This is a genomic window from Streptomyces saintjeani, assembly GCF_055409605.1.
The window spans coordinates 1,509,797-1,527,001 of the sequence record NZ_CP189624.1; the positions used below are offsets into that span (position 1 = coordinate 1,509,797).

Here is a 17,205-nt window from a genome sequence, read left to right on the forward strand (position 1 = left end):
ATGGCGGTCCTGGTCGTCACGGGGACGGGTACGGAGGTCGGAAAGACCGCTGTCACGGCGGCGGTTGCCGCCGCCGCGGTCGCGGCGGGGCGTTCGGTCGCCGTGCTGAAGGCCGCGCAGACCGGGGTGGGGCCCGGGGAGTCGGGGGACGCCGCCGAGGTCGCCCGGCTCGCCGGGGCGGCGGTCACCGTCGCCGAGTGCGCTCGCTATCCCGAGCCGCTCGCTCCGGCAACTGCTGCCCGGCGGGCTGGACTTGCTCCGGTGCGGCCTCACGAGGTGGTCGAGCGGGCGCAGAAGCTGGCCGTGGAGCACGACCTGGTGCTCGTCGAGGGGGCCGGGGGGCTGCTCGTGCGGTTCGACGAGGAGGGCGGCAACCTCGCCGATGTCGCCGCGCTGTTGGGGGCGCCGGTGCTGCTGGTCGCCTCGGCGGGGCTCGGGACGCTGAACACGACCGAGCTGACGGCCCGTGAACTCCGGTCCCGTGAGGTGGAGTTGCTCGGGGTCGTCATCGGGAGCTGGCCTCGGGTGCCGGATCTGGCGATGCGGTGCAATGTGGAGGATCTGCCGGTGGTGTCGGGGGCGCCGTTGCTGGGGGTGCTGCCGGAGGGGGTGGGGGCGTTGTCGCCGGGTGACTTCCGTGCGGGGGCGGGGAGTTGGCTGGCGGGGCGGTTGGAGGGGACGTGGGACGCGGAGGAGTTCCGGGCGGGGTTGGGATGAGTCGGGGGAGTTGGGCTTTGTGCCCAACTCCCTTTGCCTTACGGCGACTCCTTGTCCTACGGCGACTCCGCCAGGATGCGTACCAGTTCGATCCGCGACCTGATCCCCAGCCGGGTGAAGACTCCCCTCAGATGGTGGTCGATCGTGCGCGGGCTCAGTGCGAGCCGTCCGGCGATCTCCCGGTTCGTCGCGCCGTCGGCGGCCATGCGGGCGACCAGCAGCTGCTGGGCCGTGAGCGTGTCGACGGGGCTGGTGGACACGCGTAGCGGCGCGGCCGGTGCGCCCAGGGCGCGCAGTTCGGCGCGCGCGAGGTCCGCGCAGTGGGGGGAGCCGAAGGAGGTGAACGCCTCAAGTGCGCTGTGCAGGCGGTCCCTTGCCTCGGTGCGGCGGCGCAGGCGTCGTAGCGCGCTGCCGAACAGCAGCTCCGTGCGGGCCCGTTCGAAGTCGCGGGTGCCTCCGGCGTGCAGGTCGAGGGCGGCGCGGTAGTGGTCGACGGCCTCGGCACCGGGGGTGAGCAGGGCCCGGCAACGGGCGCTCAGGGCGAGGTCGTCGGGGCTGCGGACGGCTCGCGCCCAGCGGTCGTAGTCGGCGTGCGCGGCCTTCGCGACGCGGGTGTCCCCCGTGCGGACGGCCGCCTCGACGTACGCGGGGGTCGCGAGGTGCCGTATCGCGCGGTGGCCGTGGCCCGGGCCGAACCCGGCGAGCGCGCGGAGCCTGGCGGCGGCGCCGTCGAACTGTCCGGTGCCGAGGTCCAGGACCGCGAGGGCCCACTGGGCGAGGGCTGCGGGGAGGCCGAGGCCGTGTGCGAGGGCGTGTTCGCGGGCGGCTGCGGCCCGTTCCCGGCACAGGTCGGCGTCCCCGGTGAGCGCCGCGAACATCGCCAGGGCGGCCTGGAGGTGGCACGCCGCGTTGTCCTGGCCGGTCGTGTACGCCTCCCGCAGGGCCTCCAGCGCCGCCGCCTCCGCCGCGCGTGGACGTCCGGTCCAGAAGTCGGCGTACACCTGGAACTCCCGCGCCTGCACGACCGTACCGGCGGCGCCCCTCGCCCTCGCGGACTCGGCCGCCCTGAGCGTCGCGGTGGCGGCCCGGGTGTGGTCGCCGAGCATCAGCGCGGCGATGCCGGCGTGCACGAGGAGGGTGGGGTCACCGCCGGGTCCGCAGCGGCCTGCGGCGGCTTCCAGGAGGTCTCTCGCGTCCCGGTAGCGGCCGTCCACTGCGGCTGCCAGGCCGGGGAGGACTCCGGGTGGGGTGATGCCGGTGCGGCGGGTGAGGGCGAGGGCTTCTCGGCAGCGGCGGAGGTCGCCGGTGTAGATGGCGGCTTCGGTGGCTCGGGCCAGGAGGTGGGGGGTGTCGGTGGGGTCGGGGGTGGTGTGGGGGGTGGTTTTGTGACGGGCGGGGGTGGTGCGGGGGTGTCTCGCGGGGTTTTCGTGGCTGGCGGAGCCGGTGTTGTCGGCGGAGCCGGTGTTGTCGGCGGAGCCGGTGTTGTCGGCGGAACCCACGTGGTGGGCGGCGTCGGCGCGACGGGTGGCGGCGTGGCCGGTGTTGTCTGTGGCGCTGGCGTTGTCTGTGACGCCCGCGTTGCCCGTGGCACTGGCGTTGCCCACGGCGCTGGTGTGGCGAAACGTTCCGTCCTCTTCGGTGTTCCCCGTCCCGCTCCTCCTCACCACCCCCGCCAGCACCGCGTCGAACGCCTCCCCCGCGTTGCCCGCGCGCAGTGCCAGGACCCCCGAGAGGGCGTCGGCGTCGGTGCGGGTGGCGAGGAGGCGGGCGTGGTCGCCGTCGCCCGCCTCCCAGGCGTCGGCGGCGGCGCGGGCGAGGAGGCGGGTGCGGACGGCGGGGTCGGGGGCGAGGGTCGCGGCGCGTTCCGTGAGGGCGCGGGCGAGGGAGGGGACGCCCGCCGCGCGCGCGTGGGTGGCCGCCGAGGCGAGTTCCCCGGCGAGCCGTCCGCTGGGCCCGAGGGCGCCCGCGCCCCGGTGCCAGGCGCGGTACGGGGCCTCGGCGGCGCCGTTCAGCACGCGCGCGAGGAGGCGGTGGGCGTCGCGGCGGTCCGTGGGGGTCGCCGTCTCGTACGCGGCGACGCGGATCCAGTGGTCACGGAAGGCGACGCCGTCGGGGGTGGCGCAGGCGAGCCCCGTGGTCTCGGCGGCCTCCAGGGGGCGCGCGTCGAGGTCGGCGGCGGTCACCGCGCGCAGGAAGGCGCGGGTCGGGACGGGGTGCTGGTCGGCGGCGGCGAGCAGGAGCAGGCGGCGCGTGTCCTCGGGGAGCGCGTGGATCTCGCGTCTTCGCGCGCGCAGGAGTTCGGGGGCGAGCGCGGCGGGTTCGGAGGGCAGGGGGTCGAGGCCGGCCGCCTGCCGTGCGGTCAGGCGCGCCGTGATCTCGGCGGCGGCGTGGGGGTCGCCGTACGCGCGTACGCGTACCCGCGCCCGGACGCCTTCGGTGGGGGCGAAGGCGGGGCGGGGCGGTGGCGAAGTGCGGTCGAGCGTGGGGGGAGTCACCGGAGTCACCACACGATTCACGTTACTGGCGGGTTACTTGAGCCGTAAAGACCGGCGACTTCACCGATGCGGCGCGCGTAGACGCCACCGGACACTCCTGGCGACCCCACCCGTACCAGGAGGCATCATGCAGCGCCCCATGCGTCGCATCGCCGCGGCCGTCTCGGCCGTGTTCGCTTCGCTCCTTCTGTCGCTCTCCCTGTCCGTTCCGGCCGCCCACGCGGTGACGCACAATCCGGTCATCTTCGTTCACGGTCTCAGCAGTGACGCCAGCAGCTGGGACGACTGGATCGCGGACTTCAAGGCGGACGGCTACACCGCGTCCGAGCTGGACGCGTGGTCGTACAGCTGGACGCAGTCGAACGTCACGACCGCGCAGCAGCTCGCCACGGAGGTCAGGAACGTCCTCGCCCGCACGGGCGCTTCGAAGGTCGACATCGTCGCTCATTCCATGGGTGTGCTCAGCACGCGTTACTACCTGAAGAACCTCGGTGGAACGGCCTATGTCGACGACTTCGTGTCGACGGCGGGCGTCAACCACGGGACGACGACCGCCGGCTGGTGCGCGTGGCTGTACACGTCGTGCTCGGAGATGAACACCGGCAGCTCGTTCCTGACGTCCCTGAACTCGGGTGACGAGACGCCGGGCGGCGTGTCGTACGCGAGCTACTGGTCGAACTGCGACGACGCGCTCACGCCGGACACGACGGCGATCCTGAGCGGGGCGACGAACGTCGAGGTCGGGTGTATCTCGCACACCGACATGAACAACGATTACGGCGTCTACCAGCAGGTCCGCGACTTCATCGCCTGACGGCTCGTTTCCGAGGGGGTGCGTGGCGCCCGCGCGGGGGACAATCGCGGCAGAGCCCGCGGGCAGGAGGTCCCCCATGCCGACGCGCACCCCCAAGGACGCCGTCCGCCATCCGGTCTTCGCGCGCTTCTACACGCGGTTCAGCGTCGCGGCCGAGCCGTCCGTCGGCCCGCTGCGCACCGAGCTGCTGGCGGGGCTCTCGGGACGGGTGATCGAGATCGGTGCCGGGAACGGGCTGAACTTCGCGCACTATCCGGCGGGCGTCTCCGAGGTCGTCGCCCTCGAACCGGAACGGCTGCTGCGGCAGTCGGCGCGGGTGGCCGCGCTGCGTGCCGAGGTGCCGATCGACGTCGTGCCGGGGGTCGCGGAGGCGCTGCCCGTCAAGAGCGAGGCGTTCGACGCTGCCGTGCTGTCGCTGACGCTGTGCAGCGTGCGGGATGTGGAGCGGGCGCTGCGGGAGGTCCGGCGGGTGCTGCGGCCGGGGGGTGAGCTGCGGTTCTTCGAGCACGGGCGCGGTGGGGGTGCGGTGATGCGGGGGGTGCAGCGGGGGTTGGACCGGACGGTGTGGCCGGTGCTGTTCGGGGGGTGCCGTCTGGGCCGGGACCCGGTGGCGTCGATCGTGGGGGCGGGGTTCGAACTCGGGGAGCACCGGCGGTTGCTGGTGCCGCCCAAGGGGTTGGTGACGCCGGCTTCGTACTGCGTTCTGGGGACGGCTCGTCGCCCTGCCGGCTGAGGTCTCCACCCGTGGGTGGAGAGGGAGTTGGGGACTTGAGAGGGATACCGTCCGCGCGGTCGGCGACCCTACGCTCGGAGCCACGAGGAAGGCACCGAGTGAGGAGGCCGCATTGTCCCGATCCGCCGTGCAGCAGGACTCCGGGGTCGCGGCCCGGGCGCGGGGCCTGACGAAGGCGTACGGCTCCGGAGAGACCGTCGTCCTGGCGCTGGACGGAGTCGACGTGGACATCGCACGCGGCCGGTTCACGGCGGTGATGGGCCCCTCGGGGTCGGGCAAGTCGACGCTGATGCACTGCCTCGCCGGTCTGGACACGGTCTCGGCGGGCCGCGTCTGGCTGGGCGACACGGAGATCACGACCCTGAACGACCGCGAGCTGACCCGCTTACGGCGCGACCGGGTCGGCTTCATGTTCCAGTCCTTCAACCTGATCCCGACGCTGACGGCGGCGGAGAACATCACGCTCCCCATGGACATCGCGGGCCGCAAACCGGACCAGAAGTGGCTGGCCGAGATCATCGGCACCCTGGGCCTGCGCGACCGTCTGAAGCACCGCCCCGCCCAGCTCTCCGGCGGCCAGCAGCAACGCGTGGCCTGCGCCCGCGCCCTGATCTCCCGCCCCGACCTGATCTTCGCCGACGAGCCCACCGGCAACCTCGACTCCCGCGCGGGCCTGGAGGTCCTCACGATCCTCCGCCGGGCGGTGGACGCCCTCGGCCAGACGGTCGTGATGGTCACCCACGACCCGACCGCCGCCGCCCACTCCGACCTGGTCCTGTTCCTGGCGGACGGCCGCATCGTGGAGGACATGGAACGGCCCACGGCGGAGGGGGTGTTGGAGCGGCTGCGCCTGTTCGCGGGCGGGGATGTCTCGCCGCCGGAGACGGACGGGGTGCGGGAGTCGCCCGGGGTGGAGGCGCAGGCCGGCGGGAGGGGGGCGGGGGACGGCGAGGTGCGCGGACGGGAGCGGCCGGCTCGCGAGGCCCTCGCGGGAGACCCGGCGACCGCCGACGCCCACCGCCCGCGAGGCCCGGGTCCGGCGGAAGCCGGGGCCGGCGATCCCTTTCCCGGCCCCGACGCACCCCCGGCCCCCCGCTCCGGCCCCCGCGCGGAGGACTGACCATGCTCAAGGCCACCCTCCGCAGCTTCCTCGCCCACAAAGGCCGGCTCCTGCTGTCCGCCCTCGCCGTCGTCCTGTCCGTCGCGTTCGTGGCGGGCAGCCTGATCTTCTCGGACACCGTGACGCGGACGTTCGACCGTCTCTTCGCCTCCACCTCGGCGGACGTGACGGTGGCACCGAAGAACGACCTCACCTCGTCGGTCCCCACCGGCGCCGTCCAGACCCTCCCCGCCACCCTCGAAAAGCGCCTCGCGGCACTCCCCGGCGTGGCGGGCACACACGCGGAGGTGAACGTCGAGAACGCGACGGTCGTCGACGCCGAGAACGACCCGGTCGGACCGACGACAGGCGCCCCCACCCTCGCCCTGGACTGGCACCTCACCGACCGCAGCCCGGTGAAACTGACCTCCGGCAGGCCCCCGCGCGGCGCCGGGGGAGCACTGCTGGACGCGGACACGGCCGACAAGAAGGACGTACGGATCGGCGACCGGCTGACGGTGATGGCGCAGCCGGGCACGTTCAAGGTCACCGTCGTGGGGATCGTCACCTTCACGACCACCAACCCCGGCGCGGCCCTCGTCTTCCTGGACCCTGAGGTCGCAGCCAGGGAGTTGCTCGGCTCGGCGGACCGCGCGACCGCGATCGAGCTGCGCGCGGCGCCGGGCGTGTCGGACGAGGCCCTCAAGGCACGCGTGGCGAGCGCTCTCGGCGCGGGCCCGTACGACGTGAAGACGGCCGACGAGCAGGCGAAGTCCTCGGCGGAGCAGCTCGGCGGATTCCTGGACGTGATCAAGTACGTGATGCTCGGCTTCGCGGGCGTCGCCGTCCTCGTCGGCGTGTTCCTGATCGTCAACACGTTCTCGATGCTGATCGCCCAGCGCACCAGGGAGCTGGGCCTGCTGAGGGCGCTGGGCGCGGACCGCCGTCAGGTGCGCCGCTCGGTCCTGACGGAAGCCGTCCTGCTGGGTCTCACCGGCTCCACCCTGGGCCTCGCGGCGGGCATCGGCCTGGCGGCGGGCCTGATCAAGCTGATGTCCCTGTTCGGGATGAACCTGAAGACGACGGAGATGGTGGTCGGCTGGCCGACCCCGGTCGCGGCGTACGCGGTGGGTGTCGGTGTCACGTTCGTCGCCGCGTACCTGCCCGCGCGCCGGGCGGCGGCCGTCTCCCCGATGGCGGCGCTCGCGGACGCGGAGGTCGCCGGCGTGGGCCGCCCTCTGCGGGTGCGGACGATCGTCGGAGCGTCCCTGGCCGCACTGGGCGCGGCGGCGCTGGCGGGCTGCGCGGCGGCGACGAGAACGGCGTCGGCGGCGTCCCTGCTGGGCCTGGGCGTCGTCCTCACCCTGCTGGCGACGGTCGTGGCGGGCCCTCTGCTGGTCCGCCCGGTGATCAGGGTCCTCGGCGGCGCGTTCCCGGCCCTGTTCGGCCCGGTCGGCCGGATGAGCCAGCGCAACGCCCTGCGCAACCCGCGCCGTACGGGCGCGACGGCGTCCGCGCTGATGGTGGGCCTCGCGCTGGTCGGCGGGATGTCGGTGGCGAGCGCGTCGATGTCGGCCTCCTTCGACCAGCAGATCGACAAGACGCTCGGCGCGGACTTCGTCGTCCAGAGCGGCAACTTCACCCCGTTCACGAAGGAGGTCACCGACCGGATCCGGGCGACGGAGGGCGTCGGCCTGACGGTCCGCGCCCGCTTCGCGCCCCTCGCGGTCCGCCTCCCGGACGGCAGGCGGGTCGAGACGACGGCCGCGGGCTACGACCCGCAGCTCGACGAGGTCGCGCACATCACGTACGCGCGGGGCGACACGGCGGCGGCCCTGGCGGCCGGGCACGTGGCGATGGACGTGGACTTCGCGCGCGAGCACGGCGTACGGATCGGCAGCGTCCTGCCGACCGAGTTCCCGGGCGACAGGCGTACCGAGCTGACGGTCGGCGCGCTCACCGACCAGGACGCCGCGGAGGGCTTCGGCGCGCAGGGCGGGCTGTTCCTGGGGCTCGCGACGGTCGAGCGGTTCGTGCCGGGCGGCCAGGAGTCGGCGGTGTACGTGGACGCGGCGCCGGGGACGGGCGCGGACGCGCTGCGCGGGGCGCTGGAGCGGACGCTGGACCCGTACCCGCAGGTGCAGGTCCGCGACCAGGCCGACTACAAGAAGCTGGTGCACGACCAGATCGCGGTACTGCTCTACCTCGTGTACGCGCTCCTGGGCCTGGCGATCGTCATCGCGGTGCTCGGTGTCGTCAACACGCTCGCGCTGTCGGTGGTCGAACGGACCCGGGAGATCGGCCTGTTGCGGGCGATCGGGCTGGCCCGGCGGCAGTTGCGGCGGATGATCCGGCTGGAGTCGGTGGTGATCGCGGTGTTCGGCGCGGTCCTGGGCCTCGCGCTGGGGCTGGTGTGGGGGGTGTGTATCCAGCAGGTGCTGGCGTTGCAGGGGATGACGGTGCTGGCTATCCCGTGGGGGACGGTCGTCGCGGTGGTGGTCGGCTCGGCGGTCGTCGGGGTCGTGGCGGCGCTGCTGCCGGCGCTGCGGGCGTCACGGATGAACGTACTGGCGGCGATCGCGCACGAGTGATGGGATGCGGATGACCGTTCAGGTCGCTTGACGACAACTTGTTTTCACAGACAAGTCGCTTTCTAACAGGGGGAGTTCATGACGCGTCCGTTCCGTTTCGGGGTCAACCTGCTGGAACCCGCACCGCTCGACGCGTGGCGGGCCAAGTGCCGCCGCGCCGAGGAGCTGGGGTACGACGTCCTGCTGGTCCCGGACCACCTGGGGATGCCGGCACCGTTCCCGTCGCTGGTCGCGGCGGCGGAGTCGACGACGCGGCCCCGGGTGGGCACGTTCGTCCTCAACACCGGTTTCTGGAACCCGGTCCTGCTCGCCCGCGAGGTGGCGACGACCGCCGCGCTGACCGGCGGCCGTCTCGAACTGGGCCTCGGCGCCGGGTACGTGGAGGCGGAGCACGAGGAGGCGGGCCTCCCGTGGGGCTCGCCGGGCGAGCGGGTGACCCGTCTGCGCAGCACGGTCGAGGAGTTGAGGAAGCGCCAGGACGGCGACGTACGGGTCCCGTTGCTGATCGGCGGCAACGGGAACCGCATGCTGCGGCTGGCGGCGGAGCACGCCGACGTCGTCGCCTTCGCGGGCGCGCGCGTCGTCGAAGGGAGCCCGACGGGGCAGATAACTCCCCTGTCGCCGGAGGAGCTCGACGAACGGGTGGCGAAGTACGGCGAGTTGGCGTCCGGCCGCAAGGAACCGGCGGAACGGAACCTGCTGGTGCAGCAGGTGGTCGTGACGGACGACCCGGAGGCGGTCGTACAGCCGCTCCTAGAACGCATACCGGGTCTCACCGCCGAGCAGGCGCTCGCGCTGCCGATCCTGCTGATCGGTTCGCGGGAGGAGATCGCGGCGAAGGTGCGGGCGCTGCGGGAGCGGTACGGGTTCACGTACTTCACCGTGCTGGAGGCGTTCATGGAGGCGTTCGGGCCGGTGCTGGCGGACCTCCAGGGCAGGGAGCCGGTGGCTCAGAGCCGTCCGGATGCCGGAATGTCCGTCGAGGGGGTGCCCGGCGTGCTGTGATCTCCGTATGCCTGATCTGCACATAAGGGCCGCGTCGCCCGAGGACCTCGACACCGTGCTGGCCTTCTGGAGGGCCGCCGCCGAGGGGACGAGCATCAGCGACGACCGCGCGGGCGTCGAGCGGCTGGTCGCCCGCGACCCCGAGGCGCTGATCCTCGCCGAGTCCGGCGGCGAGCTGGTCGGCACGGTGATCGCCGGGTTCGACGGCTGGCGCTGCCACCTGTACCGCCTCGCCGTCGACCCCGCCCGCCGCCGCCAGGGCATCGGGTCGGCGCTGCTGGCCGCCGCCGAGGAGCGCTTCGTACGGCTGGGCGGGCGCCGGGGCGACGCGATGGTGCTGACGCGCAACGAGACGGCGCACCATGCCTGGGCGGCGGCGGGGTACTCGCCGGAGGAGAAGTGGCGGCGATGGGTGAAGCCCCTGGCCTAGCCAGGCAGCTTTGCCCATCCTTTACCCTTGAGGGGACTGTGCACTCTTGAGGGGGCTGTGCGCCGCACGGTCCCCTCCGACTTTCCCTACTTTCACGAAAGGTGTGAGCGTCCGCCCATGGGCGAGCCTCCCAGTACCCGACCTCACCGCATGCGACATCGCGCGTCGCTCCCCGCCCTGCCCGATCATGGGACGGAGGTGACCCGATGACCGAAGTGCTCCTCCTGCTGGTGGCGGTCCTGCTGTCGTTCGCGTGCGGTGCCTTCGTCGCCGCCGAGTTCTCGCTGACCACCGTCGAGCGCGGCGAGCTGGAGCGGGCGGTCGAGCGCGGCGAGCGGGGCGCATCCGGCGCCCTCAAGGCCGTACGGAACCTGACCTTCCAGCTCTCCGGTGCCCAGCTCGGCATCACCGTCACCAATCTGGTCGTCGGCATGCTGGCCGAACCGTCGATCTCGAAACTCCTCTCCGGCCCCCTGGAGTCGGCCGGCCTGCCCGGGAGCGCGTCGCGGTCGGTGGCGCTGGTGATCGGTACGGCGCTGTCGACCGTGTTCCTGATGGTCGTCGGCGAACTGGTGCCGAAGAACTGGGCGATCTCCTCGCCGCTGGCGGTCGCGAAGAGCGTCGGCAACGCGCAGCGCTGGTTCAGCGCCGCGTTCCGGCCGTTCATCACGCACCTCAACAACACGGCGAACCGGATCGTGCGCCTCTTCGGCGTCGAGCCCACCGAGGAGCTGGCCGCCGCGCGCGGGCCGCAGGAACTGGCCGCGCTGGCCCGGCACTCCGCGAAGGAGGGCGCCCTGGAGGCCGACACCGCCGAGCTGTTCGTGCGCACGCTGAACCTGGCCGACCTGACCGCGGAGAACGTGATGACCCCGCGCGTGCAGGTGATGGCCCTGGAGGCGCAGGCGACCTGCGAGGACGTCGCGAACGCGACCCGCGCGAGCGGACTGTCCCGCTTCCCCGTCTACCGCGGCAACCTCGACTCGGTCGTCGGCACGGTCCACATCAAGGACGCGCTGGCCGTCCCCGCCGAGCGCCGCGCGCGCGTGCCGGTCGCCGAGATCATGCGCGAGCCGCTCCTCGTCCCCGAGTCCCTGACCGTGGACCGCCTGCTGGACCGCCTCTCCGGCAAGCGCACGATGGCCGTCGTCATCGACGAGTACGGCGGTACGGCGGGCGTCGCGACGCTGGAGGACATCGTCGAGGAGGTCGTCGGCGAGGTCCGCGACGAGCACGACCCGCACGAGACGTCCGACCTCGCCCCCGCGGGCACCGACGAGGCCGGACGCACCCTCTACTCGGCCGACGGGGCCGCCCGTACCGATCAGCTCGCCCGCGTCGGTCTCCGGGCTCCTGAGGGGCCGTACGAGACGCTGGCGGGCCTCGTGGCGACCGAGCTGGGGCGCATCCCCGCCGTCGGCGACAGGCTGGACGTCGCCGGATGGCGGCTGGACGTCGTCGACGCCGCCGGGCACCGCGCCGCGCGCGTCCTGCTGCACGCGCCCTTGCACGGCGAGGAAACGGAGGAGGAACGATGACCGCGATCCAACTGCTGATCGGCCTGGCGACCCTGGTCGTCAACGCCTTCTTCGTCGGCGCGGAGTTCGCGCTGATCTCCGTACGGCGGTCCCAGATCGAGCAGTATGTCGAGGGCGCGCAGGGGGACCGGCGTGCGCGCGGTGTGCTGTGGGGGCTGGAGCACGTCTCCGCGCTCATGGCCGCCGCGCAGCTCGGGATCACGCTGTGCACGCTGATCCTCGGTGTCGTCGCGGAACCCGCCATCGAGCATCTGCTGGAGCCGGTGTTCCACGCGGTCGGCGTCCCTTCCAGTGCCGGGCACGCGGTGTCGTTCGTGATCGCCCTGGTCGTCGCGACGTATCTGCACATGCTGCTCGGCGAGATGGTGCCGAAGAACATCGCCCTCGCCGAACCCGTGCGCAGCGCGCTGCTCCTCGGGCCGCCGCTGGTGACCCTCGCGCGCGCGTTGCGGCCGGTCATTTTCACGATCAACGCCTTCGCCAACACGTTGCTGCGGCTCCTGCGCATCGAGGCCAAGGACGAGGTGACGGCGACCTTCTCCGACGCCGAGCTGGCCCAGATCGTCAAGGACGCCGGGGAGGCCGGTCTCATCGACGACCGCGCGCGGGAGCGGCTCCACGACGCGCTCGAACTCGGCCGTCGTCCGGTGCGGGACGTCGTCCTGCCGCTCGAACGCGTCGTCTACGCGCGCGTGGGGGTCACCCCCGAGGGCCTGGAGGAACTCTCCGCGTCCTCCGGCTTCTCCCGCTTCCCCGTCGTCGACGAGGGGCGCCGCATCGTCGGCTACCTGCACGTCAAGGACGCGCTCGACGCGTCGCCCAGGGACATGCCGTTCCGGCTGCGGGATCTGCGGCCCATCGCGCGCGTGCGGGAGGCCACGCCGTTGGACGATGTACTGACGGCGATGCGGGGCAGTCGTACGCATCTGGCCGCGGTCATGGAGGACGACGGACGGCTGGCGGGGATGGTGACGATGGAGGACGTGCTGCGGGAGCTGTTCGGGCAGCAGGCGTGAGGTTGCCCCGGGCACCGGGGTGACCGACCGCCCGGTATCGCCCGGGGTTACCATCTCTGACGCCATGCAGACACACCCCACTCCCCCGTACAACAGCCTCGTCGCGGTCGGCGACTCCTTCACCGAGGGCATGTCGGACCTCCTGCCCGACGGCACCTACCGAGGCTGGGCCGACCTCCTCGCGGCCCGCATGTCCGCCGAGGCTCCCGGCTTCCGGTACGCCAACCTCGCCGTACGCGGCAAGCTCATCGGCCAGATCGTCGAGGAGCAGGTGGACGTCGCGGCCGGCATGGGCGCCGACGTCATCACGCTGGTCGGCGGCCTGAACGACACCCTCCGCCCGAAGTGCGACATGGTCCGCGTGAAGGATCTCCTCACGGAGGCGGTGGAACGCCTGGCGCCGAGCTGCGGACACCTGGTCCTGATGCGCAGCCCCGGCCGCGAGGGCCCCGTGCTCGAACGCTTCCGCCCCCGCATGGAGGAACTGTTCGCCTGCGTGGACGACCTGGCGTCGAAGCACGGCGCCCTGGTGGTGGACCTCTACGGCGCCCCCTCCCTCGCGGACCCCCGCTCCTGGGACGTGGACCGCCTCCACCTCACGGCCGACGGCCACCGCCGGGTGGCCGAGGCGGTCTGGCAGACCCTGGGCCACACCCCGGAGTTCCCGGACTGGCGGGACCCCATCCCACCCACGCCCCCACCCACCTGGACGGCCCGCCGCGTGGCCGACGCCCGCTTCACCCGCCAATACCTGCTCCCATGGATAGCCCGCCGCCTGACGGGCCGCTCCTCGGGAGACGGCCGCACACCGAAACACCCGGAGCTGCTGCCGTACGAGGGGCCGTCGGCGTAACCCCACGCAGGCCGCCGGACCTGCGAGCGAGACGCGGGGCAGTGACCCGCGTCTCGTACCTTCCCACCAACCCCGCCCCGGCCCTGGCCTGCGTGAATCGCCAGTAGAATCCCGTCACGTGACTTCCGCTCCCGCAAAGCCCCGTATCCCGAACGTCCTCGCCGGACGGTACGCCTCCGTCGAGCTGGCCACCCTGTGGTCGCCCGAGCACAAGGTGAAGCTGGAGCGGCAGCTCTGGCTCGCGGTGCTGCGGGCGCAGCGGGACCTCGGGATCGAGGTGCCGGAAGGGGCGATCGAGGACTACGAGCGGGTGCTGGACACCGTCGACCTCGGGTCGATCGCCGAGCGCGAGAAGGTCACCCGGCACGACGTGAAGGCCAGGATCGAGGAGTTCAACGACCTCGCCGGGCACGAGCAGGTGCACAAGGGGATGACGTCCCGGGACCTGACGGAGAACGTCGAGCAGTTGCAGGTACGGCTGTCGCTGGAGCTGATCAGGGACCGCGCGGTCGCGGTGCTGGCCCGGCTCGCGAAGCTCGGCTCGGAGTACGGCGAGCTGGTGCTGGCCGGCCGCTCGCACAACGTGGCGGCGCAGGCGACGACCCTGGGCAAGCGTTTCGCGACGGCGGCGGACGAACTCCTCGTGGCGTACGCGCGCGTGGAGGAGCTGCTCGGCAGGTACCCGCTGCGCGGCATCAAGGGCCCGGTCGGCACCGCGCAGGACATGCTGGACCTCCTCGGCGGCGACGCGGCCAAGCTCGCGGACCTGGAGGGCCGTATCGCCGGCCACCTGGGCTTCTCGCAGGCGTTCACGTCGGTCGGCCAGGTCTACCCCCGCTCGCTGGACTACGAGGTCGTCACGGCCCTCGTACAGGTCGCGGCGGCCCCGTCCTCGCTGGCGAAGACGATCCGTCTGATGGCGGGCCACGAGCTGGTGACGGAGGGCTTCAAGCCGGGCCAGGTCGGCTCCTCGGCGATGCCGCACAAGATGAACACGCGCTCCTGCGAGCGGGTCAACGGCCTGATGGTCATCCTGCGCGGGTACGCGTCGATGACGGGCGAGCTGGCGGGCGACCAGTGGAACGAGGGCGACGTGTCGTGCTCGGTGGTCCGCCGCGTCGCCCTCCCGGACGCGTTCTTCGCGCTGGACGGCCTGCTGGAGACGTTCCTGACGGTGCTCGACGAGTTCGGCGCGTTCCCGGCGGTCGTCGCGCGCGAGCTGGACCGCTACCTGCCGTTCCTGGCGACGACGAAGGTCCTGATGGGCGCCGTACGCGCGGGCGTGGGCCGCGAGGTCGCGCACGAGGCGATCAAGGAGAACGCGGTCGCGTCCGCGCTGGCGATGCGCGAGCAGGGCGCCGAGCGCAACGAACTCCTCGACAAGCTCGCCGCCGACGACCGCATCCCCCTGGACCGCGCGCAGCTCGACGCGCTGATGGCCGACAAGCTGTCCTTCACGGGCGCCGCCGCCGACCAGGTCGCGTCGGTGGTCTCCCGGATCGAGGAGATCGTCAAGCAGCGCCCGGAGGCCGCCGGTTACACCCCCGGGGCGATCCTCTGACCCGCTTCACCCAGGCCGAGCTGGAGGCCGCGCGCGACCGCCTCGTCCCCGACGTGGCCGCGCCCGGCCTCCGCGTGCTGTTCTGCGGCATCAACCCCGGCCTGATGACCGCCGCGACGGGCCACCACTTCGCCCGCCCCGGCAACCGCTTCTGGCCGGTCCTGCACCTCTCCGGCTTCACGTCCCGCCTGCTGAAACCGGCGGAACAGGCGGAACTCCTGTCGTACGGCCTCGGCATCACGAACGTCGTCGCCCGTGCGAGCGCGCGTGCGGACGAGCTCTCCGCCGAGGAGTACCAGGAGGGCGGGCGCGTCCTGACCGCCAAGGTGACCCGCCTGAAGCCCCGCTGGCTGGCGGTCGTCGGCATCACCGCCTACCGCGCCGCCTTCGACGACCGGCACGCGCGCGTGGGGCCACAGGAACGCGTCATCGGCGACACGCGCGTGTGGGTGCTGCCGAACCCCAGCGGGCTGAACGCGCACTGGACGGCGGCGACGATGGCGGAGGAGTTCGCGCGGCTGCGGGAGGCGGCGGAGGGCTGACGCCCGCCGGGACGGGGCCGGCGCCCGGCGGCTCGGGTCGGCGCCCGGTGGTTCGGCCCGGCGTCCGCCAATCCCGGCCCCCGCGTTCAGCGGCTCGGGCCGCCGTCCGCCAACCCTGCCCGGCACCCAGCTGCTCGAAGAGGAAACGTTCATGCATCCCGCCTCCGCACCCGCCACACCCCCGCCCCCAGCGCCGCCGCGCTCCACAAGGCCGTCACCAGCAGCCCCGCCCACGGATCGACGGCCGGCTCACTGTGCAGCACCGCCTGCCCCGCCCGGTCCGGGAACCAGTCCGCGACCGTCCCGGACATGTCCCCGACGACGAACGACACGATCAGCAGAAACGGTACGACGATCCCGAGCGCCGTCACCCCACTGCGCAGTACGGCCGTGAGCCCCGCCGCCAGCAGCGCCATCAGCGTCAGATAGATCCCGCACCCCACGGCGCCCCTGACCCCCTCGGCCCACCCCGCCCCGTCACCGGTCAGAAGGGTGACGGCACCGATGAGGAGCCCGACGGCCAGTACGGGTACGGCGATCGCCGTCGCCTTCGCCGCGAACCAGCGTGTCCGGTCGGGCACGGCCGCGAGGGACGTCCGCAGGGCGCCGTCGCGGAACTCCGCCGCCATCGCGTTCGTCCCGAAGGACACGGCGGCGATCTGACCGAAGGTGACGCCGAAGTAGGCCGAGAAGAGCGGGTCGTCACCGGAGGCGTCGAGCCCGGCGAGAGCCGAGAAGGCGAGCGTGGCGAGGAGGATCGCGGCGAGGGTGACGAGCTGCGACCGCAGGGTGCGGATCTTGAGCCACTCGGCGTGGAGAGCGGAAACGTACATGCGGGGCTCCTAGAGGTGTGCCGTGAACTCGGTCTCGCCGGCCGTCAGATCGAAGTACGCCTGCTCCAACGTGCCCTCCTCGGCGGCGAGTTCGAGGAGGGTGACACCGGCGTCGGAGGCGAGGCAGCCGACGTCGTCCACGCGCGCGTGCCGCACGGTCCAGTGCCCGTCGGGGTGTTCGTCGGCGCGATGACCCGCGCGCGCGAGGGCGTCGACGAGGGCGGCCGGGTCCGTCGTACGCACCCGTACGCGCGGGTGTACACGCGCGTCGACGAACTCCTTGAGCGGCGTGTCCGCGAGGAGGCGGCCCCGGCCGAGGACGATCAGGTGGTCGGCGTAGGAGGCCGTCTCGTTCATGAGGTGGCTGGAGACCAGGACCGTACGGCCCTCCCCCGCGAGGCGGCGCAGCAGGCCGCGGATCCAGACGATGCCCTCCGGGTCGAGGCCGTTGGAGGGCTCGTCCAGCAGGACCGCACCGGGGTCACCGAGCAGCGCGGCGGCGATGCCGAGGCGTTGGCGCATGCCCAGGGAGTACGTCCGTACGCGCCTGCGCGCCACGGACGCGAGGCCGGTCTCCTCCAGGACCTCGTCGACCCGGCGTACCGGGACGCGGTTGCTCGCGGCCAGCACGCGCAGGTGGTCGCGGCCGGTGCGGGCGCCGTGCGCGGCCTGCGCGTCGAGCAGCGCGCCGACGTGGCGCAGGGGTTCGGTGAGCGCCGCGTACGGGCGGCCGTCGAGAGTGGCGCTGCCCGAGGTGGGGTGGTCGAGGCCGAGCAGGAGGCGCAGGGTCGTGGACTTGCCGGCGCCGTTCGGGCCCAGGAAACCGGTCACCCGGCCGGGGCGGACGCTGAAGGTGAGACCGTCCACGGCGCGGCGGGTGCCGTGGACCTTGGTCAGGTCGCGGACGTCGATGCTGGTCATGTCCACCACCCTGGCCTCCGGCCCTGGTCAGGGGCTTCCCCCGGGGGTGGGAACCGT

The 17,205-nt window shown here is 72.9% G+C and carries 15 protein-coding genes; 12 read left to right on the forward strand and 3 right to left on the reverse strand.

Features of this window, described 5'->3' with window-relative positions:
* Window positions 1-717, forward strand: a complete 717-nt coding sequence (gene bioD / locus ACQCO7_RS06610; RefSeq protein WP_464070941.1) for a dethiobiotin synthase — start codon at window positions 1-3, stop codon at window positions 715-717.
* A 56-nt stretch (window positions 718-773) separates the two neighbouring features.
* Here the strand turns inward: bioD and ACQCO7_RS06615 are convergent, their stop codons facing one another.
* Window positions 774-3,221 (reverse strand): helix-turn-helix transcriptional regulator, encoded by a 2,448-nt coding sequence (locus ACQCO7_RS06615; RefSeq protein ID WP_464077160.1) that lies wholly within the window; start codon window positions 3,219-3,221, stop codon window positions 774-776.
* Between the two features lie 118 nt (window positions 3,222-3,339).
* On the opposite strand from ACQCO7_RS06615, the gene ACQCO7_RS06620 reads away from it, so the two are divergent.
* From ACQCO7_RS06620 to mug, 11 genes are all read left to right on the forward strand, one after another.
* Entirely contained in the window at window positions 3,340-4,026 is a 687-nt protein-coding gene (locus tag ACQCO7_RS06620; RefSeq protein WP_464070942.1) for an esterase/lipase family protein, read from the forward strand.
* Between the two features lie 76 nt (window positions 4,027-4,102).
* Window positions 4,103-4,759 carry a class I SAM-dependent methyltransferase gene (locus ACQCO7_RS06625; RefSeq protein ID WP_464070943.1) on the forward strand — a complete coding sequence of 219 codons (657 nt, stop codon included), beginning with the start codon at window positions 4,103-4,105 and terminating at the stop codon, window positions 4,757-4,759.
* A gap of 112 nt (window positions 4,760-4,871) precedes the next feature.
* Window positions 4,872-5,879, forward strand: coding sequence for an ABC transporter ATP-binding protein (locus ACQCO7_RS06630; RefSeq protein ID WP_464070944.1), 1,008 nt, complete (start codon window positions 4,872-4,874; stop codon window positions 5,877-5,879).
* A 2-nt stretch (window positions 5,880-5,881) separates the two neighbouring features.
* Window positions 5,882-8,449 (forward strand): ABC transporter permease, encoded by a 2,568-nt coding sequence (locus ACQCO7_RS06635; RefSeq protein WP_464070945.1) that lies wholly within the window; start codon window positions 5,882-5,884, stop codon window positions 8,447-8,449.
* A 78-nt stretch (window positions 8,450-8,527) separates the two neighbouring features.
* Window positions 8,528-9,454: an LLM class F420-dependent oxidoreductase gene (locus ACQCO7_RS06640; RefSeq protein WP_464070946.1), complete on the forward strand. Its 927-nt coding sequence runs from the start codon at window positions 8,528-8,530 to the stop codon at window positions 9,452-9,454.
* Between the two features lie 7 nt (window positions 9,455-9,461).
* On the forward strand, window positions 9,462-9,884 hold the full coding sequence (locus ACQCO7_RS06645) for a GNAT family N-acetyltransferase (RefSeq protein ID WP_464070947.1): 423 nt from the start codon (window positions 9,462-9,464) through the stop codon (window positions 9,882-9,884).
* A gap of 206 nt (window positions 9,885-10,090) precedes the next feature.
* Complete coding sequence (locus tag ACQCO7_RS06650) at window positions 10,091-11,422, forward strand: hemolysin family protein (protein WP_464070948.1); 1,332 nt, start codon at window positions 10,091-10,093, stop codon at window positions 11,420-11,422.
* The gene (locus ACQCO7_RS06655; RefSeq protein WP_464070949.1) at window positions 11,419-12,438 is read left to right on the forward strand and encodes a hemolysin family protein; all 1,020 of its coding nucleotides are present in this window, start codon (window positions 11,419-11,421) and stop codon (window positions 12,436-12,438) included. The genes ACQCO7_RS06650 and ACQCO7_RS06655 overlap by 4 nt, the downstream gene beginning before the upstream one ends.
* 64 nt (window positions 12,439-12,502) lie before the next feature.
* The gene (locus ACQCO7_RS06660; protein ID WP_464070950.1) at window positions 12,503-13,291 is read left to right on the forward strand and encodes an SGNH/GDSL hydrolase family protein; all 789 of its coding nucleotides are present in this window, start codon (window positions 12,503-12,505) and stop codon (window positions 13,289-13,291) included.
* Window positions 13,292-13,409: 118 nt separating this feature from the next.
* Window positions 13,410-14,852: an adenylosuccinate lyase gene (gene purB, locus ACQCO7_RS06665; RefSeq protein ID WP_464070951.1), complete on the forward strand. Its 1,443-nt coding sequence runs from the start codon at window positions 13,410-13,412 to the stop codon at window positions 14,850-14,852.
* Entirely contained in the window at window positions 14,849-15,394 is a 546-nt protein-coding gene (gene mug / locus ACQCO7_RS06670; protein ID WP_464077161.1) for a G/U mismatch-specific DNA glycosylase, read from the forward strand. The genes purB and mug overlap by 4 nt, the downstream gene beginning before the upstream one ends.
* 149 nt (window positions 15,395-15,543) lie before the next feature.
* On the opposite strand, the gene ACQCO7_RS06675 is transcribed toward mug, so the two are convergent.
* Together ACQCO7_RS06675 and ACQCO7_RS06680 are read right to left on the reverse strand one after the other, a co-directional pair.
* Window positions 15,544-16,227, reverse strand: a complete 684-nt coding sequence (locus ACQCO7_RS06675; RefSeq protein ID WP_464070952.1) for an ABC transporter permease — start codon at window positions 16,225-16,227, stop codon at window positions 15,544-15,546.
* A gap of 9 nt (window positions 16,228-16,236) precedes the next feature.
* A complete protein-coding gene (locus ACQCO7_RS06680; RefSeq protein WP_464070953.1) occupies window positions 16,237-17,148 on the reverse strand; it encodes an ATP-binding cassette domain-containing protein in 912 nt (303 codons plus the stop codon).
* Window positions 17,149-17,205: the final 57 nt, after the last annotated feature.

Coding starts and splice junctions, on each gene's coding strand:
- ACQCO7_RS06625 (WP_464070943.1), top strand. CDS start 4,103: ATGCCGACGCGCACCCCCAAGGACGCCGTCCGCCATCCGGTCTTCGCG.
- ACQCO7_RS06680 (WP_464070953.1), bottom strand. CDS start 17,148: ATGACCAGCATCGACGTCCGCGACCTGACCAAGGTCCACGGCACCCGC.
- ACQCO7_RS06645 (WP_464070947.1), top strand. CDS start 9,462: ATGCCTGATCTGCACATAAGGGCCGCGTCGCCCGAGGACCTCGACACC.
- ACQCO7_RS06660 (WP_464070950.1), top strand. CDS start 12,503: ATGCAGACACACCCCACTCCCCCGTACAACAGCCTCGTCGCGGTCGGC.
- ACQCO7_RS06655 (WP_464070949.1), top strand. CDS start 11,419: ATGACCGCGATCCAACTGCTGATCGGCCTGGCGACCCTGGTCGTCAAC.
- ACQCO7_RS06620 (WP_464070942.1), top strand. CDS start 3,340: ATGCAGCGCCCCATGCGTCGCATCGCCGCGGCCGTCTCGGCCGTGTTC.
- ACQCO7_RS06675 (WP_464070952.1), bottom strand. CDS start 16,227: ATGTACGTTTCCGCTCTCCACGCCGAGTGGCTCAAGATCCGCACCCTG.
- ACQCO7_RS06635 (WP_464070945.1), top strand. CDS start 5,882: ATGCTCAAGGCCACCCTCCGCAGCTTCCTCGCCCACAAAGGCCGGCTC.
- bioD (WP_464070941.1), top strand. CDS start 1: ATGGCGGTCCTGGTCGTCACGGGGACGGGTACGGAGGTCGGAAAGACC.
- ACQCO7_RS06640 (WP_464070946.1), top strand. CDS start 8,528: ATGACGCGTCCGTTCCGTTTCGGGGTCAACCTGCTGGAACCCGCACCG.
- ACQCO7_RS06650 (WP_464070948.1), top strand. CDS start 10,091: ATGACCGAAGTGCTCCTCCTGCTGGTGGCGGTCCTGCTGTCGTTCGCG.